The 18,054-nt window shown below is 69.5% G+C and carries 9 protein-coding genes and 2 pseudogenes; 9 read left to right on the forward strand and 2 right to left on the reverse strand.

The window, feature by feature from the left end; translation table 11 throughout:
• Positions 1-71 precede the first annotated feature (71 nt).
• On the reverse strand, positions 72-1,193 hold the full coding sequence (locus QF027_RS48780; RefSeq protein ID WP_306972362.1) for an NADAR family protein: 1,122 nt from the start codon (positions 1,191-1,193) through the stop codon (positions 72-74).
• Positions 1,194-1,343: 150 nt separating this feature from the next.
• Between QF027_RS48780 and QF027_RS48785 the strand changes: the two are divergent.
• Together QF027_RS48785 and QF027_RS48790 are read left to right on the forward strand one after the other, a co-directional pair.
• A pseudogene (locus QF027_RS48785) lies at positions 1,344-1,754 on the forward strand (IS110 family transposase); the annotation flags it as partial.
• A gap of 95 nt (positions 1,755-1,849) precedes the next feature.
• Entirely contained in the window at positions 1,850-2,128 is a 279-nt protein-coding gene (locus tag QF027_RS48790; RefSeq protein WP_306986403.1) for a hypothetical protein, read from the forward strand.
• Between the two features lie 457 nt (positions 2,129-2,585).
• On the opposite strand, the gene QF027_RS48795 is transcribed toward QF027_RS48790, so the two are convergent.
• Positions 2,586-6,053, reverse strand: coding sequence for a DNRLRE domain-containing protein (locus QF027_RS48795; protein WP_307082105.1), 3,468 nt, complete (start codon positions 6,051-6,053; stop codon positions 2,586-2,588).
• A 292-nt stretch (positions 6,054-6,345) separates the two neighbouring features.
• Between QF027_RS48795 and QF027_RS48800 the strand changes: the two genes are divergently transcribed.
• The 7 genes and pseudogenes from QF027_RS48800 to QF027_RS48830 all read left to right on the forward strand — a co-directional run bounded on the left by QF027_RS48800 (position 6,346) and on the right by QF027_RS48830 (position 18,046).
• Positions 6,346-13,530: a ricin-type beta-trefoil lectin domain protein gene (locus QF027_RS48800; protein WP_307082107.1), complete on the forward strand. Its 7,185-nt coding sequence runs from the start codon at positions 6,346-6,348 to the stop codon at positions 13,528-13,530.
• A gap of 25 nt (positions 13,531-13,555) precedes the next feature.
• Positions 13,556-14,278 (forward strand): hypothetical protein, encoded by a 723-nt coding sequence (locus QF027_RS48805; protein WP_306972359.1) that lies wholly within the window; start codon positions 13,556-13,558, stop codon positions 14,276-14,278.
• Between the two features lie 326 nt (positions 14,279-14,604).
• Positions 14,605-14,736: a hypothetical protein gene (locus tag QF027_RS48810; RefSeq protein WP_307082109.1), complete on the forward strand. Its 132-nt coding sequence runs from the start codon at positions 14,605-14,607 to the stop codon at positions 14,734-14,736.
• Positions 14,737-15,135: 399 nt separating this feature from the next.
• Complete coding sequence (locus tag QF027_RS48815; RefSeq protein ID WP_307082111.1) at positions 15,136-15,684, forward strand: SigE family RNA polymerase sigma factor; 549 nt, start codon at positions 15,136-15,138, stop codon at positions 15,682-15,684.
• Positions 15,681-16,397 carry a SecDF P1 head subdomain-containing protein gene (locus QF027_RS48820; protein WP_306972356.1) on the forward strand — a complete coding sequence of 239 codons (717 nt, stop codon included), beginning with the start codon at positions 15,681-15,683 and terminating at the stop codon, positions 16,395-16,397. Before QF027_RS48815 ends, QF027_RS48820 begins: the two co-directional genes overlap by 4 nt.
• Positions 16,398-16,583: 186 nt before the next feature.
• Positions 16,584-17,091: pseudogene (locus QF027_RS48825) on the forward strand (winged helix-turn-helix domain-containing protein); the annotation flags it as partial.
• 586 nt (positions 17,092-17,677) lie between these two features.
• The gene (locus tag QF027_RS48830; protein WP_373432483.1) at positions 17,678-18,046 is read left to right on the forward strand and encodes a hypothetical protein; all 369 of its coding nucleotides are present in this window, start codon (positions 17,678-17,680) and stop codon (positions 18,044-18,046) included.
• The last annotated feature ends 8 nt before the right edge of the window (positions 18,047-18,054 follow it).

Raw genomic sequence — 18,054 nt, forward strand, 5'->3', positions numbered from 1 at the left:
CCCGTCTCGCCGAAGTTTGACGAGTCTCAGCGATGTTTGACCGGCTGGGCGAGGTTGCGCACCCGCCACGCTCACACCCCGAGAATCCCTGCTCGTCGCCCCTGCAGTTCGGAGCGGACGAGTTCGAGGAGGCGCCCCGACCAGTTGCGGCCGCGTCCGGCATTGTCGCCCCAGAAGGACGAGTTCATGTCGTCGTAGATCAGGGTGGCATCGTCCGTGGCGAGCAGGACCTCGGCCAGCTCGGGGTGTTGGCCGTACTTGGCGCGCAGCAGATGTGTCATGACGGCGGTTCGGGCGTGTTCCCAGTCCTCGCGGCGGGGGGTCTCGGCTGCGAGCGTGCGCGCTGCGGTGGCGGTCTCCGCCGTGGCGATCGCGTGCCGGGTTTCCAGGTCGGCGACCGACAGGGCCCAGTAGGCGTGGGCGACGGAGGGGTAGGCGGTGCCTTCGAGGGTGATCGGGGCGGGGTAGTCGTGGCGCAGGGCGAGCTTGCCGGGATCGTCCACCGGCTGGGTCGGGAACGAGTGGTAGAGGTGGAGGGCCGGGGCGTGCGGTGTCGCCGGTCCGTCCCCGGGAACACGGGTGGCCCTCTCTGACCTCCAGTGGGCCCGTTCCTCGAAGTACGCGAGGGCGCTGTCGTAGTCCTTCTGCGTGACCGTTCCGTCGAACGGCAGGTAGGTCTGGCCGCCGGGCCCCGCCACCAGGATCCGCAGTGGCCGGTCCTTGCTGTCCATGTCGCCCAGCGCGTAGCGGCGCTGTGTCTCCGGGACTGCTAGGAACGCCTCGCGGGCCGCGGCCCGGTTCTCCTCGGTCCGGTCGGCGAGGAAGACGTCGACGGCGGCCAGGCAGCGGCCGGTCGAATCGGGCCGGCCATTCAGTTGGTCGATGGTGTCCCGGACTTCGGCGACCAGCAGTTCGGGCGTGATCCAGCTCTCCGGCTCGCTGAACTTCCAGTCCGCCAACTCGTGCGCGGAGGCGTCGCCGCCTTCGGGGAAGCTGGTGGCCACCCAGCCGGTGCGCAGCTTCTCCTCGAACTCCTCGACGGTGACCAGGCCCCAGCAGTCGATGAGCCCGTCGGCGTAGATGAAGAGGTCAGTGAGGAAGTAGTGGCCACCGTTGCGGATGAAGGCGTGGCGCCAGGTTCCGGGTATGCGGACGCCGTCCGCCGTGCGATGGGTGATCCGGTTGCCGATCATCCTGGGATTGTGCCGCAGCGACTACGGAGCGGGCCGTGATTTTCCTCCAGGTCGGCCAGCGGTCAAACTTCGGCGAGACAACCGTAGATCAGTCAAACTTCATTGAGACTGGTCAAAGTTCCCTACGTTCTTCTTCCCTACGTTCTTCTCGAAGGTGAAACCGACGCCAAGGATGCAGCGGTCATTGCCGACCAGGCCCGTATCCGCCGCGACCTGCACCCCTTACGGGCTGGCGATGAGACTGTCACCGATCTGAAGATCCTCACCGGTCGGCGCATGGACCTGGTCGCCGACTGCACCCGCACCGTCAACCGGCTCCGCGCCCAACTCACCGGCATCTTCCGCGGCCTGGAGCGCGCACTCGACCTCACCAACACCGGCCCGCTCATCTTGCTGACCGGTTACCAAACGCCGACTGCCCTCCGCCGGGTCCGCCGCAAGAGGCTGGAAACGTGGCTGCGCAACCGCAAGGTCCACCGCGCCGACCAGCTGGCCGAGACACCCTTCCAGACCGCCGAGCGCCAGCACACCAGCCTGCGGGGCGAGAGGCTGACCGCCCGCGACCGCACCATGTCCTACGCCCGCCTGGTCGCCAAGCTGGAGCGCTACGACGCCTACCGCAACACACCGGCGAGCGGGCGCACGGAGACGAGCAGCTGCTGAACGGCCGCGTCTACGGCGCGGAGCACGACGACCCCAACCCCGGCCCGCTCCCGCACCGGACCTACGCCGCACTGGTCGGCGGACCGCTGGACGGCCTGCTGCTGGACATCCACGGATGGCGGAGCGTGGAAGTCGACGACGGGGTGGCCCTGTCCACCGAACTCGGACAGTTCCCCGGCGGCCGCGCCCTGTACGACCCGCGCCCCGGCGAGGCACGTACGCCGGGCCCGGGCGTGAGCTGCCGCTTCTACTACTCCGGCGACACCCCCTGACCACAACCCCGACCACGGCAGGTCAGCGCGCTGCTCATTCGCCACCGGCCTACGACGATCTGCCTTCGGTCAGCTGACTGGCGGTGTTCTCGATCCACAGCAGCGTCCACTCGACACCGGCCTGCCACCCCGGCTCCGCGCCAGGCGTACCGGCCTTCGGCGTCGGCGCGGATGCTGGCCGCGAGGGTGGCCGTCCCTTTTGCAGTCCGTGCCGCCGGGCCGTGTGGGCGGAAGCAGCGCCTCTGACCTGACGCGATGCTGTCTCGGCGCAACGTCATTCCCGGGTCGGCTCACAGAAGCTGCCGGAGCCGCCGGAGCTGAAAACAGCCCCTGGGATCCGCCGGATGTGGCGTCGGTCGGTGGTGATCAGGACGCGCGCCTGTCCACTGACGCACGGGCGCCGACGCGCACAAGAAGCTCTGTGCGCGTCGGCGCCGCATCCAGTACTGGCCAGGCGTCAGCCGACCGTCAGCTTGCTCTTCCAGCCGATGCCGTCGCCGTTGCCGATGATCTCCGTACCGGAGCCGCTGAGGACCGTGCGGCTGCCTGGGTAGAAGCGCACGGTGCCATCGACCCTGAGCGTCCAGATGTCGGGGATGCCGTCCCCGTTGGCGTCCGGAGTGCCGAAGAGCAGCCTGATGCTGGAACTGCTCCAGCCGGAGGCACCGTACTCGGTGTCCGTGCCTCCGGAGGAGGCGGCCGCGGAGCCGAGAGAACCGATGTCGACCCCGCCGGTCGCGGTGTTCTTGACCCCCTTGCGCAGCAGCAGCCGTCCGCTGGCATCCGAGCGGTAGACGAAGTCGGTGACGCCGTCGCCGGAGATGTCCTGGGCGGTGACGAGGTCACGGTCGGTCCAGGCCGACGCGGACAGACGCCGGGCCTCGTCCACGGTGGCGCCGTTGTAGCCGATCAGCGCCCACAACGCGTCGCCCACCGTCAGGAAGAAGTCGGGCTTGCCGTCGCCCGTGGCATCGCCGGCTGAGATGATCTGGGTGATCGTGGAGGGATCCGGTGCACCGGCCGGCAGCAGGATCTCGTGGCGCTTGCCGATGTCGACCGCGCCGTAGCCGTCCCCCGGGTACACCCACAGCCTGCCCGCGCGCACAGCGATGAGGTCCTGCAGGCCGTCACCGCCGTAGACGTCGCCGAGGTGGGTGATGAGGGTGTTCTTCCAGTAGCCGGAGGACGGACGGGAGTAGAGGGGCAGGTCGTCGCCGTTCGGGTCCTTGTCGCTGTTCTCCTGGTAGGCGCCGGACATGGAGTAGCCGAGCGCGCCGGTGCCCTTGGACCCGTCGACAGTGCCCCTGTCCGGGTACATGCGCAGATTGCCGTTGCCGTCCACGACCATGAGGTCGGGGAAACCGTCGCCGGTGAAGTCTCCCGGGGCGTCGGCCGTGTCGCGCGGGGTGACGTAGAAGAAGTACTTCCGCGGGTCCGACACGTTCCCGGCGTCGTCCACGGCCCGTACGTAGAGGACGTTCGGCCCGGCGAGCGGCGGCTTCGCGCCGGAGTAGGCGGTCAGGGTGGAGGTGGCGGCGCCGTTCGTCCGTGACACGGAACCGGTGTACGAGGCGGAGTTGTAGCCGTACTCGTACTTGACCACGTCGGTCTGCGAGGCCTTGAAGCTGAACGCCCCGACCGTGCCGAACTTGACGGTGGACCAGGTGGAGTCCTCGTCGGCGTTGCCGAAGCCGTCGTCCCTCGCGTCGGCGTCGGGGAAGGTCGTGGAGGTGACCACGGGCGGGGTGGGCCGGGAACTGTCGAAGACGAACCGGCACGGCGTTTTCGACGGCGAGTAGCCCGAGGCCGTCCCGCGCTTGTCCACCGCCTTGACCCGCCAGGAGTACTTGACGCCGTTCTTCAGACCGCTGGTGGAGAACGGGTCGGTGTGCACGCGGGCCGAGTCGGTCTGACTGGCGACCGTGACCTTCGCCTTGCTGCCGAGCAGGTTGCCGCTGCCGCCGGTCGGCCACAGCTCGAAGCGCAGTGAGGCCAGGTTGGCGTCCTTGTCGCTGCTGTTCGCCCAGAAGGTGATCGAGTCCGCGCCGACGTTGACGTAGGGCGAGGTGGTGTCGCAGGACAGGTCCGGGTCGAGGTCCAGGTGCGAGGGGGCGGCCGGCGGCCGGTTGTAGACAAGTTCGACGTACGGGTCGTTGCCGCCGTCCGCCTGGAACTTCTTCCACGCGTACGCCGAGTCCTCGTCACCGGCCCGGAAGCCGATGGTGAGAGTGGACCAGCCGTGCACGATCGCCTTCTGCGCGGCCGTCTTGACGTCGAACGCCTCGTAGTCGTCGGGGCAGCCCGAGGAACGGTAACCGTGCGCGAAGCTCTTGCTCGCGAGCTTGTTGCCCGCCGTCATCTTCGGGGCGCTGCGCCAGGTCGTCTTGTTGCTGATCGCCCCGGTCAGATACACGTTCATGGTGCGGGCGCTGCACGACCATGAGTAGGTCTCCAGCGCGTGCAGCTTGGCGCTGATGACGGTGGCGCCCTTGAGGTCCGGGTTCCAGTCGATGCTGAAGAACGACCGCGAGGTCCCCCAGGTGTCCGACTCGAAGCCGACACGCGCCTCGTGTGTGCCCTTGTTGAAGTTGCGCCCGTTGTAGAAGTTCGCGTTGGGGTGGCGGCTGTAGGCGGTGGTCCAGTCGTTGGTGTGCTTGCTGACCGACGGGTCGATGAAGACCGGGTAGACGGTGTCGGCGTCTGTCAGGAAGTCCTGGTCCGGCGTCAGGGACCAGGTGGAACCGTTGAGGTCGGCCGTCACCACGGTGCCGCGGGAGTCGGGCTGCGGTCCGGCCAGCGAGGGCAGGTCCAGGGTGGCGGCCGCTCCCGTGTGAGTCGGCTCGGGCGAGGGCTCGGCGGGAACGGACGGTGCGGCGCTCTCGCTCTCCGCGGCCGAGGGGTCGGGAGCCTCGTCGGTCGCGTCGGGCAGCACCTCGTCGTCGACGTCGCCGTTGTCGCTGTCGTTCACGGAGTCGCTGGGTTCGGGGGAGGTGGTAGCCGACTCCGAGTCGTCAGGAGCGGCACTGGCGTCGCCGGACAGGCTCTCGGTGGCGGTCGGCGACGCGGTCGTGCCCGCCTGACCGTCGGTCAGGGCAGGAGTTCCGGAGCTGTCCCACATCAGCGGCGTCGGCGAGATCGCCGCCTCCTCGCCGTCGGCGTCCCGGCCGCTGACGATGCCGGTGGTGGGGTCCAGGGAGAAGGTCAGGTCGGGGGAGGTCAGCCCGTAGGTCAGCTGCGCCACCCGCGGATCGGCCGCCGCCTGTCGGTTCTTGACCACCAGTAGCTGGGCGAAGCCCCCGTCGTCCGCCGTCAGCATCAGATCGGCGCCGGGGATGATCTCCGGGTACAGCGCGCGCGAGCCGTCGATCACCGGCGGCGGGATGGTGCCCGGCCAGGTCAGCTGGAGGGTGTGCCCGCCGGTGGTGAGCGTCACCAGGGCGGTACCGGTGTCGGCGGTCGCGGCGACCAGTGAGACCCTCCGCACCCCAGCCCCCCGGTCGGCATGCGCAGAGGCGGAGCGGGAGCCCGCCGAGAAGGTGAGACCGACATTGGTGGCGCGCGGCGACCAGCCATGTCCCGTGCGGACCAGCGAGGTGTCGATCGGCTGCCAGCGACCGTGGAGCTCGGCACGGACCGGCGTGGCGTGCACGCGCCGCTGCAACAGCCCGTCGGGCCGGGCCCAGGTCGTCTCGTACGCCGTGCGCAGCGCCGTCACCTCGACCGGTCTGCCGGACCTCGCCGCACGCGACCCGGCCTCGGCCTCGGTGACCGGTGCGGTCACGGGGGACGGATGGCCGGTGCCGTGGTGCCGGTCCCCGTCGGTGCCGGTCAGTCCGGCGTACGTAAGGCCGCAGGCCGTGGCCAGGGCCACGACGGCCGCCACCGCGGCCCGGCGGGCACGCGGGCGCCGCCACTTGCTGGTCATGAGCGAGTCTTCCTTCCCCCCTTGGACAAGGGTGCAGATCATGACCTACCTGAAGGCGCCCGTCACGCCTGTGCCCTGAACTGACGGCCGCGGCAGGGCTTCCGGAAGGCCGGAGCGTCCCGATTGGTGTCTCCTTGACGGATACATGACGTGATCATTACCACATCCGCACAGGGAACTCTGGATTTCTTCATGGCGTGAGCACAGAATCTGGCCGATCTTGAAGTGGCTTCACCTGCGGTCAACTCAGGCGCCGCTGCACCTTTTTCGGGTCGACCGGGGGAATTTCGCCGTGCCCTTCTTGCTGTCCGCGCACCGTCGCAGACGCCGCTCCGCCGTGCTCGCGCCGGTGGCCGTGGCCGTGACGCTCGCCCTGCTGCCCACTCAGGCGTTCGCCGCGCCGCCGGATCCCACCACCGCCGAGGCCCCGCGCGAAGACGTCGACCTGGTGAAGCTCGCCGACGACGAGGCGGTCGCCGGCACCACCCGGGACCCAGGCCTCGACAGCATCCGCACGGACCAGCCCACGGAGCAGACCGAGGCGCCGCCCGGCACCACCACCCCGGCCCCGTCCGGCACCGCCGCGGTCAGCTTCGGCACCACCGGTCAGCAGGCCGCCCTGCGTACCGGTGGCTCCGCCACCGCGGCGCAGACCGACTACGTGCCCGCCGGCACCCTCCCGGTCAAGTTGGGCCAGGTCCCCGACGCCCCCGCCCCCAGCGGCACCTGGCAGGTCGGGGTCTTCGACCGCGCCGCTCCCGAGGCCCAGGGCGTGGACGGCACTCTCGTCAAGGTGACCGCGCCGGCCACGGGTTCGGTACCGGTCTCGGTCCAGCTGAGCTACCAGACGTACGAGAACCTCTACGGCGCCGACTGGGCCTCCCGGCTGCAGTTCGTCCAGTTCCCCGAGTGCTACCTGACCACACCGGACGCCGAGGAGTGCCGGCAGTACACCGAGCTGGACACGGTCAACGACCCGGATACCAAGACCGTGACGGCCACCGTCGACACCGCGGCCGATGGGACGGTCAGCCAGGCCGTCACGAGCGGTTCCGGCTCCTCGGGCTCCGGCGTCGTGCAGGCGTCCTACGCGCAGCCGGCCGCCGCGAGCGGTGACAGCGCCGTCGTCGGGGCCGTCGACTCCGGGTCCGGACCGGCCGGCACCTTCAAGGCCACGCCGCTGACGACCGACGGCAAGTGGGCCTCGGGCGACTCCTCCGGCGCCTTCACCTGGTCCTACCCGCTCCAGGTGCCGCCGGCGCCCGCCGGCCCTCGGCCGGAGATCTCCTTCGACTACAACTCGCAGACGGTGGACGGCAGAACGGCCACCTCCTCGCCCCAGTCGTCGTGGATCGGCGAGGGGTGGAACTACGACCCCGGGCACATCGAGCGCCGCTACCGGACCTGCAAGGACGACCGCGAGGACACCGCCGCGGGCACGCCCAACAACAAGGACAAGAAGTACAAGACGTCCGACCTGTGCTGGGTGTCGTACAACGCCGTGCTGTCGCTCGGGGGCAAGACCGCCCAGCTGGTGCGGGTCGGTGAGACCAACAGCTACCGACTGGAGAAGGACGACGGCACCAGGGTCGAGCTGAAGACCGGCGGCGACAACGGCGACAACAACGGCGAGTACTGGATCGTCACCACTGCCGACGGCACGCAGTACTACTACGGCCTGAACAAGGTGGGCGGCGGCCACGCCGACACCGACTCCGTCTTCACCGTCCCCGTCTTCGGCAACCACCCGGGCGAGCCCTGCCACAAGGACGCCTTCGCCGACTCCCGCTGCACCGCGAGCGACGGCACCAAGCAGCAGCAGGCTTGGAGCTGGGGCCTGGACAAGGTCGTCGACGTGCACGGCAACACCATGATCGCCACCTGGCACAAGTCGACCAACTACTACGCCGTCAACAAGAAGTTCAAGACGCCCGAGAAGTACGTCCGCGGGGGCTACCCGGACACCATCGAGTACGGGATGCGCCCCGACAACCTCACCAGCCCCGCCGCGAAGATCGTCTTCGACGCCGAACAGCGCTGCCTGGAGACGGACGGCTCCTGCGCTGCCGACAAGTTCGACGACACCAAGAACCCCGCCTCCTACCGCCCCTGGTGGGACAGTCCCGGCAACCTCAACTGCAAGTCCGACTCCAAGCTGTGCCCTGCCTTCCCGTCGTTCTGGATCCGGATGCGGCTGGGCAGTGTGACCACCTACGCCGCCCGCCCCGGGGTCAGCGGTCTCGGGCGCGTCGACTCCTACACGCTCCACCACTCCTTCCCGCGCGCCTGGTACAACACCTCGCCCGGTCTGTGGCTGGACTCCGTCACCCGTACCGGCTACGCGCCCGGCGACACCACCGGCACCGTGCTGACCGAGTCCGGCGTCAGCTTCGGGCGGTACGTCGTCAGCAAGGACGACCCGCTCGGCGGCTACCTCAAGGACCAGCAGCTGCCCAACCTGGTCCCCCGCTACAAGGGTGACCCGCGGCCCGGCTTCACCCGGCCCCGCATCGGCACGGTGTCCACCGAGAACGGCGGCGACGTCGAGGTCGTCTACCGCGGCGGCTGCCGCAGCGAGCCGTCCGTCGACCCCGCCGACAACCACGGCACCTGCTACCCCGTGCGCTGGTCACCGGACGCGGAACAGGCCAAACCCCCGCTCGCCTGGTTCAACAAGTACGTCGTCGACTCGGTCACCGAGATCGACAAGATCTCCGGCGTCTCGGACCGCGTCACCACCAAGTACGCCTACAGCGACGCGGCCTGGAGCCAGGACGACGACGAGCTCACCAAGCCGAGTCTGCGCACCTACAGCGTCTGGCGTGGCTATCAGAAGGTGTCCACGTACCGCGGCGCGAAGAACGGCGGCACCACCGTGGGCGTCCCGCAGACCCAGTCGTACGGTGTCACCCGCTACTTCCGCGGCACCGGCGGCGCGGTGAAGGACTCCACCGGCACCGTCACCCTCGCCGCCGCCGACGCGCCGCAGTATGCCGGCATGACCGCCGAGACCCTCACCTACGACGGCACCGGCGGCCGGCTCCTCAAGCGCACCCTCAACTATCCCTGGTCGCACCAGACGGCCTCCCGCACCCGGGACGGCGGACTCGACCCGCTCCTCGCCCACCAGGTCGACGTCCGGCGCACGGACGCGATCCAGACGGTCGACTCCAGCTGGCAGGCGGTGCGCACCGAGACCGAGTTCGAGACCGACCACGGGCTGCCGTGGCAGGTGCAGACCGCCGTCGTCAGGCCCGACGGCAGCGGCGAGAAACTCAGCGACTACACCTGCGCTCGCACCGACTACGTCACCAACGAGGACGCCAACCTCATCGGCCTGCCCAAGCAGGTCCGTTTGACGGCGACCTCCTGCGACGGCTGGACGAACGCCGCCCCGGCGACCCAGCTGATGAACGCCACCCGCACGAGTTACGACAACGGCGCCTGGGGCGCGATTCCCACCAAGGGTCTGCCCACCAGCATCGCCACCCCGGACGGCACGGGCGTGGGCTACTCGGTGGTGACCGGCCGCAGCTACGACCCGCTCGGCAGGCTGCGCAAGATCACCGACCCGCTCAAGGGCGTCACGGAGACCCAGTACACGCCCGCCGACATCGGCGGACCGGTCACCGCGATCACGACGATCAACCCCAAGGGGCACACCAGCATCACCACCTACGACCCGGGCCGGGGCCTGGCCCTGGCGGTCACCGACACCAACGGGCACGTCTCCCGCAGTGCGTACGACGCGCTGGGCCGTCTGATCAAGGGCTGGTCGGCGTCCCGCTCTTCGGGCGACCAGTCCCCGGACGTGATCATCGGCTACCAGATGGCGGCCGTCACCTCCAGCGCGACCAAGCCCAGCGCGGTCACCGTGCAGACCATCAAGGACGACGGCTCCTACAGCAGGCAGGTCACGCTCTACGACGGCCTGGGTCGCCAGTTCCAGGTCCAGAGCGAGGCGCACGGCCCCGGCCGCGTCATCGTCGACACCCGCTACGACGACCACGGTCTGGTCCGCGACAAGACCGGCGACTACCTGGTCAAGGGCGAGCCGGAAGCCGCCCAGTTCAAGCCCAAGAGCCTCAGCCTGGTGCCGAGCATGACCCGGACCTCGTACGACGGTCTGGAGCGCCCGGTGAAGACGACCGCGCTGCACAGCGGCACCCCCGTCTACTCCGACTCCACCAGCTACGGCGACGACTGGACGCTCGCCAAGCCCGCCGGGGGCGCCACCCCCGCCACGAAGACGATCACCGACGCCCTCGGCCGGGTCGCCCGCGTGCAGCACTTCACCAACAAGGACCTCAGCGACTGGCGCAGCACCTGGTACGGCTACGACGCCCGGGGCAACCGCACCTCCGTCAAGGACCACCAGGGCAACCTCTGGACCTACACCTACGACGCCCGCGGCCGGCTCAGCAACTCCACCGACCCCGACCTCGGCACCTCGTCCTTCGAGTACGACGACCTCGACCGGCAGACCAAGGCGTCCGACGCGAACCAGAAGACGACCTACACCGCCTACGACGCCATCGGCCGTGTCACCTACGTACGCGAGGGATCGCCCACCGCGGCGCCGGTCAAGGAGTTCACCTACGACCTGCCTGGAGCGGCCGGCAAACCCGCCTCCTCCCTCCGGCACGAGGCCACCGGCGACTACGTCGACTCGGTCACCGGCTACGACAGCGAGTACCGGCCGATCGGACGCGAGATCGTCGTGCCCGCACAGGCCGACACCGCCGGTCTGGCGGGCACCTACACCTACGCGTACACCTACACGCCCACCGGCAAGCCGCTCAGCGTCACCCTGCCGGCGGTCGGCGGCCTCGCCAAGGAAAAGGTCGTCACCCGCTACGACAGCGACGGCCTGCCCCAGTCCACCTCGGGCCTGACCTGGTACACCTCCGACGTCACCTACTCGCCCTACGGCGAACCGCTGCGCACGGTCAGCGGCGCGCAGCCCTACCGCGTGTGGACGACGAACTTCGTCGACGAGCACACCGGCCGCGTCCAGCGCACCGTGTGGGACCGGGAGACCGACAGCTCCCACCGGATCTCGGACTCCTACTACTCCTACGACCGGGCGGGCAACGTCACCTCCAGCGCCCGTAAGCAGACCACCGGGTCGACGAGCACCTGGGACACCCAGTGCTTCTCCTACGACTACCTGGGCGAGATGGTCCACGCCTGGACCTCCACGGTCGCCGTCGGCACGGCCGGCACCGGCTGCAAGTCCGCCAACGGCACCGCCTGGGGCTACCGGGAGGACGGCCAGTCCTCGGCAGGACCCATCGCCGAGGCACCGGACTCCGCCACGGACGCCGCCACGCCCGACAGCGACATGGCGGCCTCGCTGAACGCCGCCGCGCCTGCCTCCGGCACGGTGTCCACCGACATCACCGCCTACTGGCAGTCCTTCACCTTCGACGCGATCGGCAACCGGGCGAGCCTCACCGAGCACAACCCCGCCGACACGACGAAGGACGTCAAGAGCGTCTACGGCTACGGCACCCAGGGCACCGGCGGCACGCTCGCGCAGCCGCACACCCTGGCAAAGGTCACACCGGCCACGGGCACCGCGTCGAGCTACACCTACACATCGGTCGGCAACGCCGAGACCAGGACGCTGCCCGGCGGCACGCAGAACCTGGTCTGGAGCGCGGAGGACAAGGTCACCGAGGTCAAGGGCTTCGGCGACGGCGCCGGAGCAGTTGTCGGACTGTCCGGCAAGTGCCTCGACGACGCCAACGGTTCAACGGCCGACGGCACTCCTGTCCAGCTCTACCGATGCAACAACTCCCGTGCCCAGCAGTGGCGGACGACCGGTGACACCCTGCGGATCTTCGGCAAGTGCGCGAGCGCCTCCGGCACCGCGAACGGCACCAAGATCCTTCTGGCCACCTGTGACGGAAGCAGCGCGCAGAAGTTCACCGCCCGGACCTCCGACAAGAGCCTCTACCACCCGGCGTCCGGCAAGTGCGTCGACGTGCCGAGCTCCAACGACGCGGACAGCACCGGTCTGCAGCTCTACGACTGCAACGGCACCACCGCCCAGCAGTGGACGCCGGCCGACCGCACGACGTACGTGTACAACGCCGCGGGCAACCGTCTGCTGGAGCACACCGCCGCGGGCAGCGTGCTCTACCTCGGCGAGACCGAGGTGAGCGTGGACATCAAGGGCAACATCGTGGCAGCGTCGCGCGGTTACGCCCACTCCGGAGCGCCCACAGTGGTCCGCTCCACCAAGTACGGCAGCACGACCGGCCACCGGCTGAGCATCCTGCTCACCGACCAGCTCGGCACCTCCACCACCTCGGTCGACCAGACGAGCGGGCAGACCGTGAGCCGCCGCTTCGTCAAGCCCTTCGGCGAGACACGTGGCTCCCAGCCCTCCAGCTGGCCGGACCGGCGCTCCTACCTGCGCACCGGCATCGACGACACGGCCACGGGCCTGACCCACCTCGGCGCCCGCGAGTACGACCAGTCGACCGGCCGCTTCCTGTCCGCCGACCCGGTCATCGACCCGTCCGACCCGCTGCAGATCAACGGCTACGCCTACGCCGACAACAACCCGGTCACCAAGAGCGACCCGGACGGCCTGCAGGTCGCCGAGTGCTGGGAGGGCACGGCGGTATGCCGCGGGGGAGTGCCCATCGCGGCGCGGCCCCCGACGGAGATCGACCCGGATCGCGCGCTCACCGAAGGCACGGTCAGAGATCGCCGGGTCATCTACGACGAGCGCGGCGTCCCGCATACACTGGGCGCGCGGACGAACAACGTTTCGGAGCAGGTCGCGTTCGACTACATGAACGATGACCTGCGCAACGGCGGCAAATACTACGACGGTTCCAAGAACGGCAGCGGCACCCGGTACCTGTGGCAGGACGACAAGGCACTGCCCAGGAGGGGATTGATGCACGGTCCCAACGGCGACCATGTCGCGGCCGGCACCACGGCGGACTTCATCAGGGTCACCTGGAAGAACGGCAAGATCGTGGCCGTCGACACCTGGGACGCCAACGAGAGCAATCCCAGGGGGGAGTTCAACGCGGGCAACGTCGCTGACACGGTTTCCAACAAAATGAACCTCACTGCCAAGGGCCAGACCCAGAATGTCGTCTACGTCGCGAAGGGCCAAGCTGAGGCAGAGGCGATCCGAGACAGATTCGTCGGCAACAAGCATGTTCGCGTGATCTGGCCGGATGGGGCCTTCGACACGCAACGCGTGCAGCCGCTGGTCCGCAATGTCAACGGTGGGACCATCCGAATCACCCCCGGCGAGGTCACTGGGAGGGCTCCCAGCGTGCCCGATGCACCGTCCGAACCCAGGTCGGGCGGGGGAAGCAGAGCGGGTAGGCTCATGGGCGGTCTTGGCGTCGTCGGTGATCTGTACATGATCTGGGACGCGACACGCTCATGGCAGCGGGGCTGCGACGGGTGGCTCGTCTCCTGCGATCCGCCGCCGACGGCATGAGTGGAAACGGACCGAGGAAAGAGCTATGGCAAAAGAGCGAGTGACGGTGTGTGTTCCCCCGTGCGACCCGGGGGACGTCGTCCAGGCCATCACCGCGGCGATGGCGCCGTTCGACTACAACCGTGACGTCGGGGTCGGCGATCCGGACGTCGAGACCTGGTGGGACTACTGGCAGATTGGCGGCCGGGGCTGCGAGTTCCTGGTCGTCCCGGGGCACGAGGACGACCCGCGTCTCATCCGGGGTGCCATGACCCTGTCCGGGGAGCCACGCAACGTTCCGCCGGAGCTGTGCGACGGCGGACCACGCGCGCTGCTGGACCTCGAAACGCCGCGTACGCGGGCAGCCGCCGAAGCACGCCGAGCCTTCGAAGCATGGCAGGAGTTCGCCTCTGCCCACCCGCCCGGCCGTGCCTTCGGGGCCTTCCGGGCTCGGCACTTCGCCGATCCCGAGAACTATTCGCAGGCGCAGGCCCTGGAGGACTACCGCACGCAGCCGGTCGTCGCGGCGCTCCGGGACAACCCGGAATTGAGAGAGATCGTGGGCGGCGACCCAATCGCCCGCCTGAGCGACGACCTCGACGGCTTGGTGCGCGATGCCATGGACTCCGCCTTGCCCTCGAACGGCCTGCTGACTCTGGACGGGCGCTGGCTGGACATAGCGAACGCCGACCGACGCCGCTACTTCAACGACTACCTCGACGCACTTCCGGCCGACGCGTACGCCGTTCGCGTGCTCTACCACGGATGAGGTTCGCGTCCGCCGCCGTGCGCCTGATGCTCCGGCCCTGAGCGAGTACGCGTGGGGTGGAACACGCGCTGAGAGCACGGCGGTGAGGTGGGCCTCTTCAGCATCGTCAAGCCCGGCAGCGGACTGCACGTCCTGCCGGTGCTTCTGGTCTCGGTCTCGTTCGGCTTCGGCCTGAACACCGCCGACGAGGCGTCACGCCACGGCTCACACCCCCGCCGCAGCCGCCCTCCGGGACGAGATCAACACCCACACCGTCGATCTCATGAACCGGGGCGCAACGCGAGGGGCTGCTCGCCCCGGACACAGATCTGGAGTGGACGGGGCAGGTGTACTACGCCCTCCTCGGCGAAGCCATCAACAGGCCCGACGCGGAGCAGGATCCCGCCGCACAGGACCCGGACGCCCTGGCCACGCTCGTCATCGACACACTCCTGCAGGGGGCGGGACCGCGCGGCTGAGTCGTAACGGGCTGCAGCCGCCAGCGAGCGGTCGTCGTCCTGCCCGCCGGAGAGCCGGCCCATGGCGGGCATTGCGGGGCCTGTGGTGGGGCCGGATCTGCCCATCCGGCTCCGTACATTGGCGAGTAAAGCCGGCCGGGCGTGAGGATCACTGGGTGGTCGGTACGGAAGTCCGGTGCCTGCGTGGCGTTGTCGAAGCACGGCTCGACACGCTCGCTGATGGAGAAGTGCGAGTACGTGATGCTGACGACGCCGCTGATCATGTCCATGCTCTGACCGTAGAGGCCGTCACGTCGCCCCCGCGAGGAGCCCGGCGGGCTCGGGGCGAGAAAGTCTGGCCGGCGGGGCAGTCGAACCTCCTTCCGCGCCCGTCTTTACAGGGGAACGAGGGAGGGCGCATTGAACGCCGACGAGGAACGCCAGTTCCGCGAGTTCGTGGCGGCACGGTCGAGATCGCTGCTGCACACGGCCTACCTGCTCACCGGGGACTGGGAGCAGGGCCGGGACCTGCTCCAGACCGCGCTTGCCGCCACCGCACGGCGCTGGTCGAAGCTGCGCGACCGGGAGCAGCCGGAGATCTATGTGCGCCGGGCGCTTTACCACGCCCAGGTGGACCGCTTCCGACTGCTCAGCTGGGGACGGGAGACGGTCACCGACACCCTGCCGGACCAGCCGTCCGCGCAGGCCGTCGACTGGGCCGACACCGTGGTCCAGCGGCAGGACATCATGGCCGCGCTGCGGCGGCTGCCCAAGAGCCAGCGTGCGGTGGTCGTGCTGCGCTACTTCGAGGACCGGCCGGACGCGGAGATCGCCGCGATTCTGGGTGTCGCCCAGGGGACGGTCCGCAGCCAGACCCACAAGGCCCTCGCTTCTCTCCGTACCGCCTTGGCCGAGGAGGGGCAGTCGGCCGCCTCCTCCACCGCCTCCGGAAGGGGCGTCGTCGCATGAACGACTCGACCGAACACCCGCTGCACGAAACGTCGTTGCACGACGCCCTGCACGCCCAGGTCCGGGGGAGCGGCGGTGACGCCGCCGGAGCCCATCTGGTCGGCCTGGCCGACGGCGCGTTGCGGATCGCCCGGCGGCGGCAGCGGCTGGCCCGTGCCGGTGTCGGCGTCGTCGCCGCCGTCGCGGTCGCCACCGCCTGGGTGGCCGTCGCGGACGGCGCGACCCTGCGCGCCCACGTACGTCAGCCCGCCGCGGGGGGCGACACCACGAACACCGGGAAGGCGGCCCTGATCTCCTTCCTGCCGGTCACCTCGTCCAACGAACACGCCTGCGCCCAGGGCAGCGGCGGCTACCCCGTGCCCGCGAGCGCGACCCACCCGGAGTTCTGCGTCCAGGCCGACCGGGCCAGAGGCATGACCGACGTCCAGGTCGCCTCCGCGAAGGCCGACAAGAGCGGTGCCGACGGCACCTGGCGGGTCGAGGTGACCCTCGACTCCGCCGACCGGACCCGTTTCGCCGCCCTCACCGGCTCCATCGCGTCGGCCCCGGCCCCACGCAACGAAATCGCCATCGTCATCGACGGCAAGCTCTGGGGGACCCCCTTCGTGACCTCGTCGATCACCGACGGCCGTATCGAGGTCGTCGGGTCCTACGTCGGAGACCTCACCGGCGCCACCGCCCACGACCTCGCCCACCGGCTGGACCCGAACTGACAGCCGGTGCAGGTCACTGAGCCAGGCCCGCTCCACTGGCCGTTCTCTCCTGGCCGCCCTTCCTCGTCCTGGAACGGCTGGGCGGTCAAGCCGTCGATGACAGACAGCTGCTCGTCAGAGTCTCCGGACCGGTGCTGAGGCGGCATGGGCGAAGCCTGGCTTCGAGACTCCGGCCGGACCGCGGTCCTGAGATACGCGCAGGGTGGTGGGCTGACCGACGCCGAGAGGGCCGCGCGCGAGGGGATCCGGCTGCAGGCCGTCGTCTGCTTCGAGGGTGGGGAGACGAACCGCGAGGTCGCCGCCGCTCTGCGGGTGAGCGAGCGGTCGGTGGAACGGTGGCGCCGGGCCTGGCGCGAGCACGGCGAGGCCGGGGTCCTGTCGCAGGGCTCTCCGGGTCGGTCCCGGCTCAGCGAAACGCAGATCGCCAGGCTGGAGCGAGAGTTGGAGCGTGGCCCGCTGGTCCATGGCTGGGCGGACCAGCGGTGGACGCTGGCGCGGATCAAGACGCTGATCGGCCGGCTGTTCCACGTCTCCTGCACCGTCGAGGGCACGTGGCGGTTACTGAAGCGGCATGGCAGCAGCCGGCCAGACGGGCCATCGAGCGGGACGACGATGCGGTCGAGGTGTGGAAGAAGGAGACCTGGCCGTGGGTAAGAGCACCGCGGCGGAGCGCGGCGCCTGGCTCTGCTTCGAGTTGCGCCGTGAGGCGCTGTGTTTCGTGTGGAGGTGAGAGACCTTCGCCGCTGACCTGTCGTAGCAGGGAGGTGGAGCTGGGGGCAGTCTGATCCGGGTGATGCCGGGGAGGGCGGGAGCGGCCGTGACAAAGCCGGGACGTGCCAGTACTGCCAGATGGTGCGGGTTCGGTGAGCGGGACGGAGAGGAGTACGCGAGGAACCGGCGTCTTTACGTCTCTTAATGACTACACCGGCTCGAACCTGGTGGATCTGGGCCGGAAGCGGTGCGCACTCACCGCCGTTGGCGGTGGGAACTCCCTGGCCGGTATTTCGAACCGTCCGGGAGGCCACGAGGAAGGACTACGGCGTACTCGTGGCGATGCCGCAGGGACACAGCTGGGCTCCTACTTCGACGAGCGAAACACAGTGAACACGGGAACCATCCGGTCTCAACTCCCCGGTGGCGGCCTGCCAGTTCGCCATCGGGGATAGGTGCGTCGACCGCCGAACGGGCCAGGTGGGGCGGAGCCGCCCTAGTACTCCGAGCAGGGAGAGCCCGGAGCATGAGGAGGGCGGCAGCGGGATCGAGAAGCGAAGAACGCTGCAATGCCGAAAGACGCACCGCCGAACGGCGGTGCTACGCCGGACGCAGACCCTGTTGGTCCGCGTCAGCGGGCATCGGAGATGCAGGCCAAGCTTCACCGTTGCTCGGCGGCTGACCCTGGCCGCCGGTTCGGCGATCTGTTCAACTTCGTGCACGATCCGGCGACGCTGCTTGTGGCGTTCGACCGGGTCGCCGACAACCGGGGAGCCAACACTCCCGGCGTCGACGGCCTCAGCGCCGCCGACGTCGAGGAAAGGATCGGCATCCCCGGATTCCTGAATGCCCTTCGTGCCCCGCTCAAACGGGGCACGTTCCGGCCGCTACCGGTGCGGGAGCGCACGATGCCAAGCCGGGCGGGTCAGGAAAGGTGAGGCGGCTG

Source organism: Streptomyces canus (assembly GCF_030816965.1).
In the GTDB taxonomy this organism is placed as follows: domain Bacteria; phylum Actinomycetota; class Actinomycetes; order Streptomycetales; family Streptomycetaceae; genus Streptomyces; species Streptomyces canus_E.

What these genes read in the sequence shown, in the direction of transcription:
- QF027_RS48780 (WP_306972362.1), bottom strand. Translation starts at nt 1,193, where the DNA reads ATGATCGGCAACCGGATCACCCATCGCACGGCGGACGGCGTCCGCATA.
- QF027_RS48795 (WP_307082105.1), bottom strand. Translation starts at nt 6,053, where the DNA reads ATGACCAGCAAGTGGCGGCGCCCGCGTGCCCGCCGGGCCGCGGTGGCG.
- QF027_RS48805 (WP_306972359.1), top strand. Translation starts at nt 13,556, where the DNA reads ATGGCAAAAGAGCGAGTGACGGTGTGTGTTCCCCCGTGCGACCCGGGG.
- QF027_RS48820 (WP_306972356.1), top strand. Translation starts at nt 15,681, where the DNA reads ATGAACGACTCGACCGAACACCCGCTGCACGAAACGTCGTTGCACGAC.
- QF027_RS48830 (WP_373432483.1), top strand. Translation starts at nt 17,678, where the DNA reads ATGCCGAAAGACGCACCGCCGAACGGCGGTGCTACGCCGGACGCAGAC.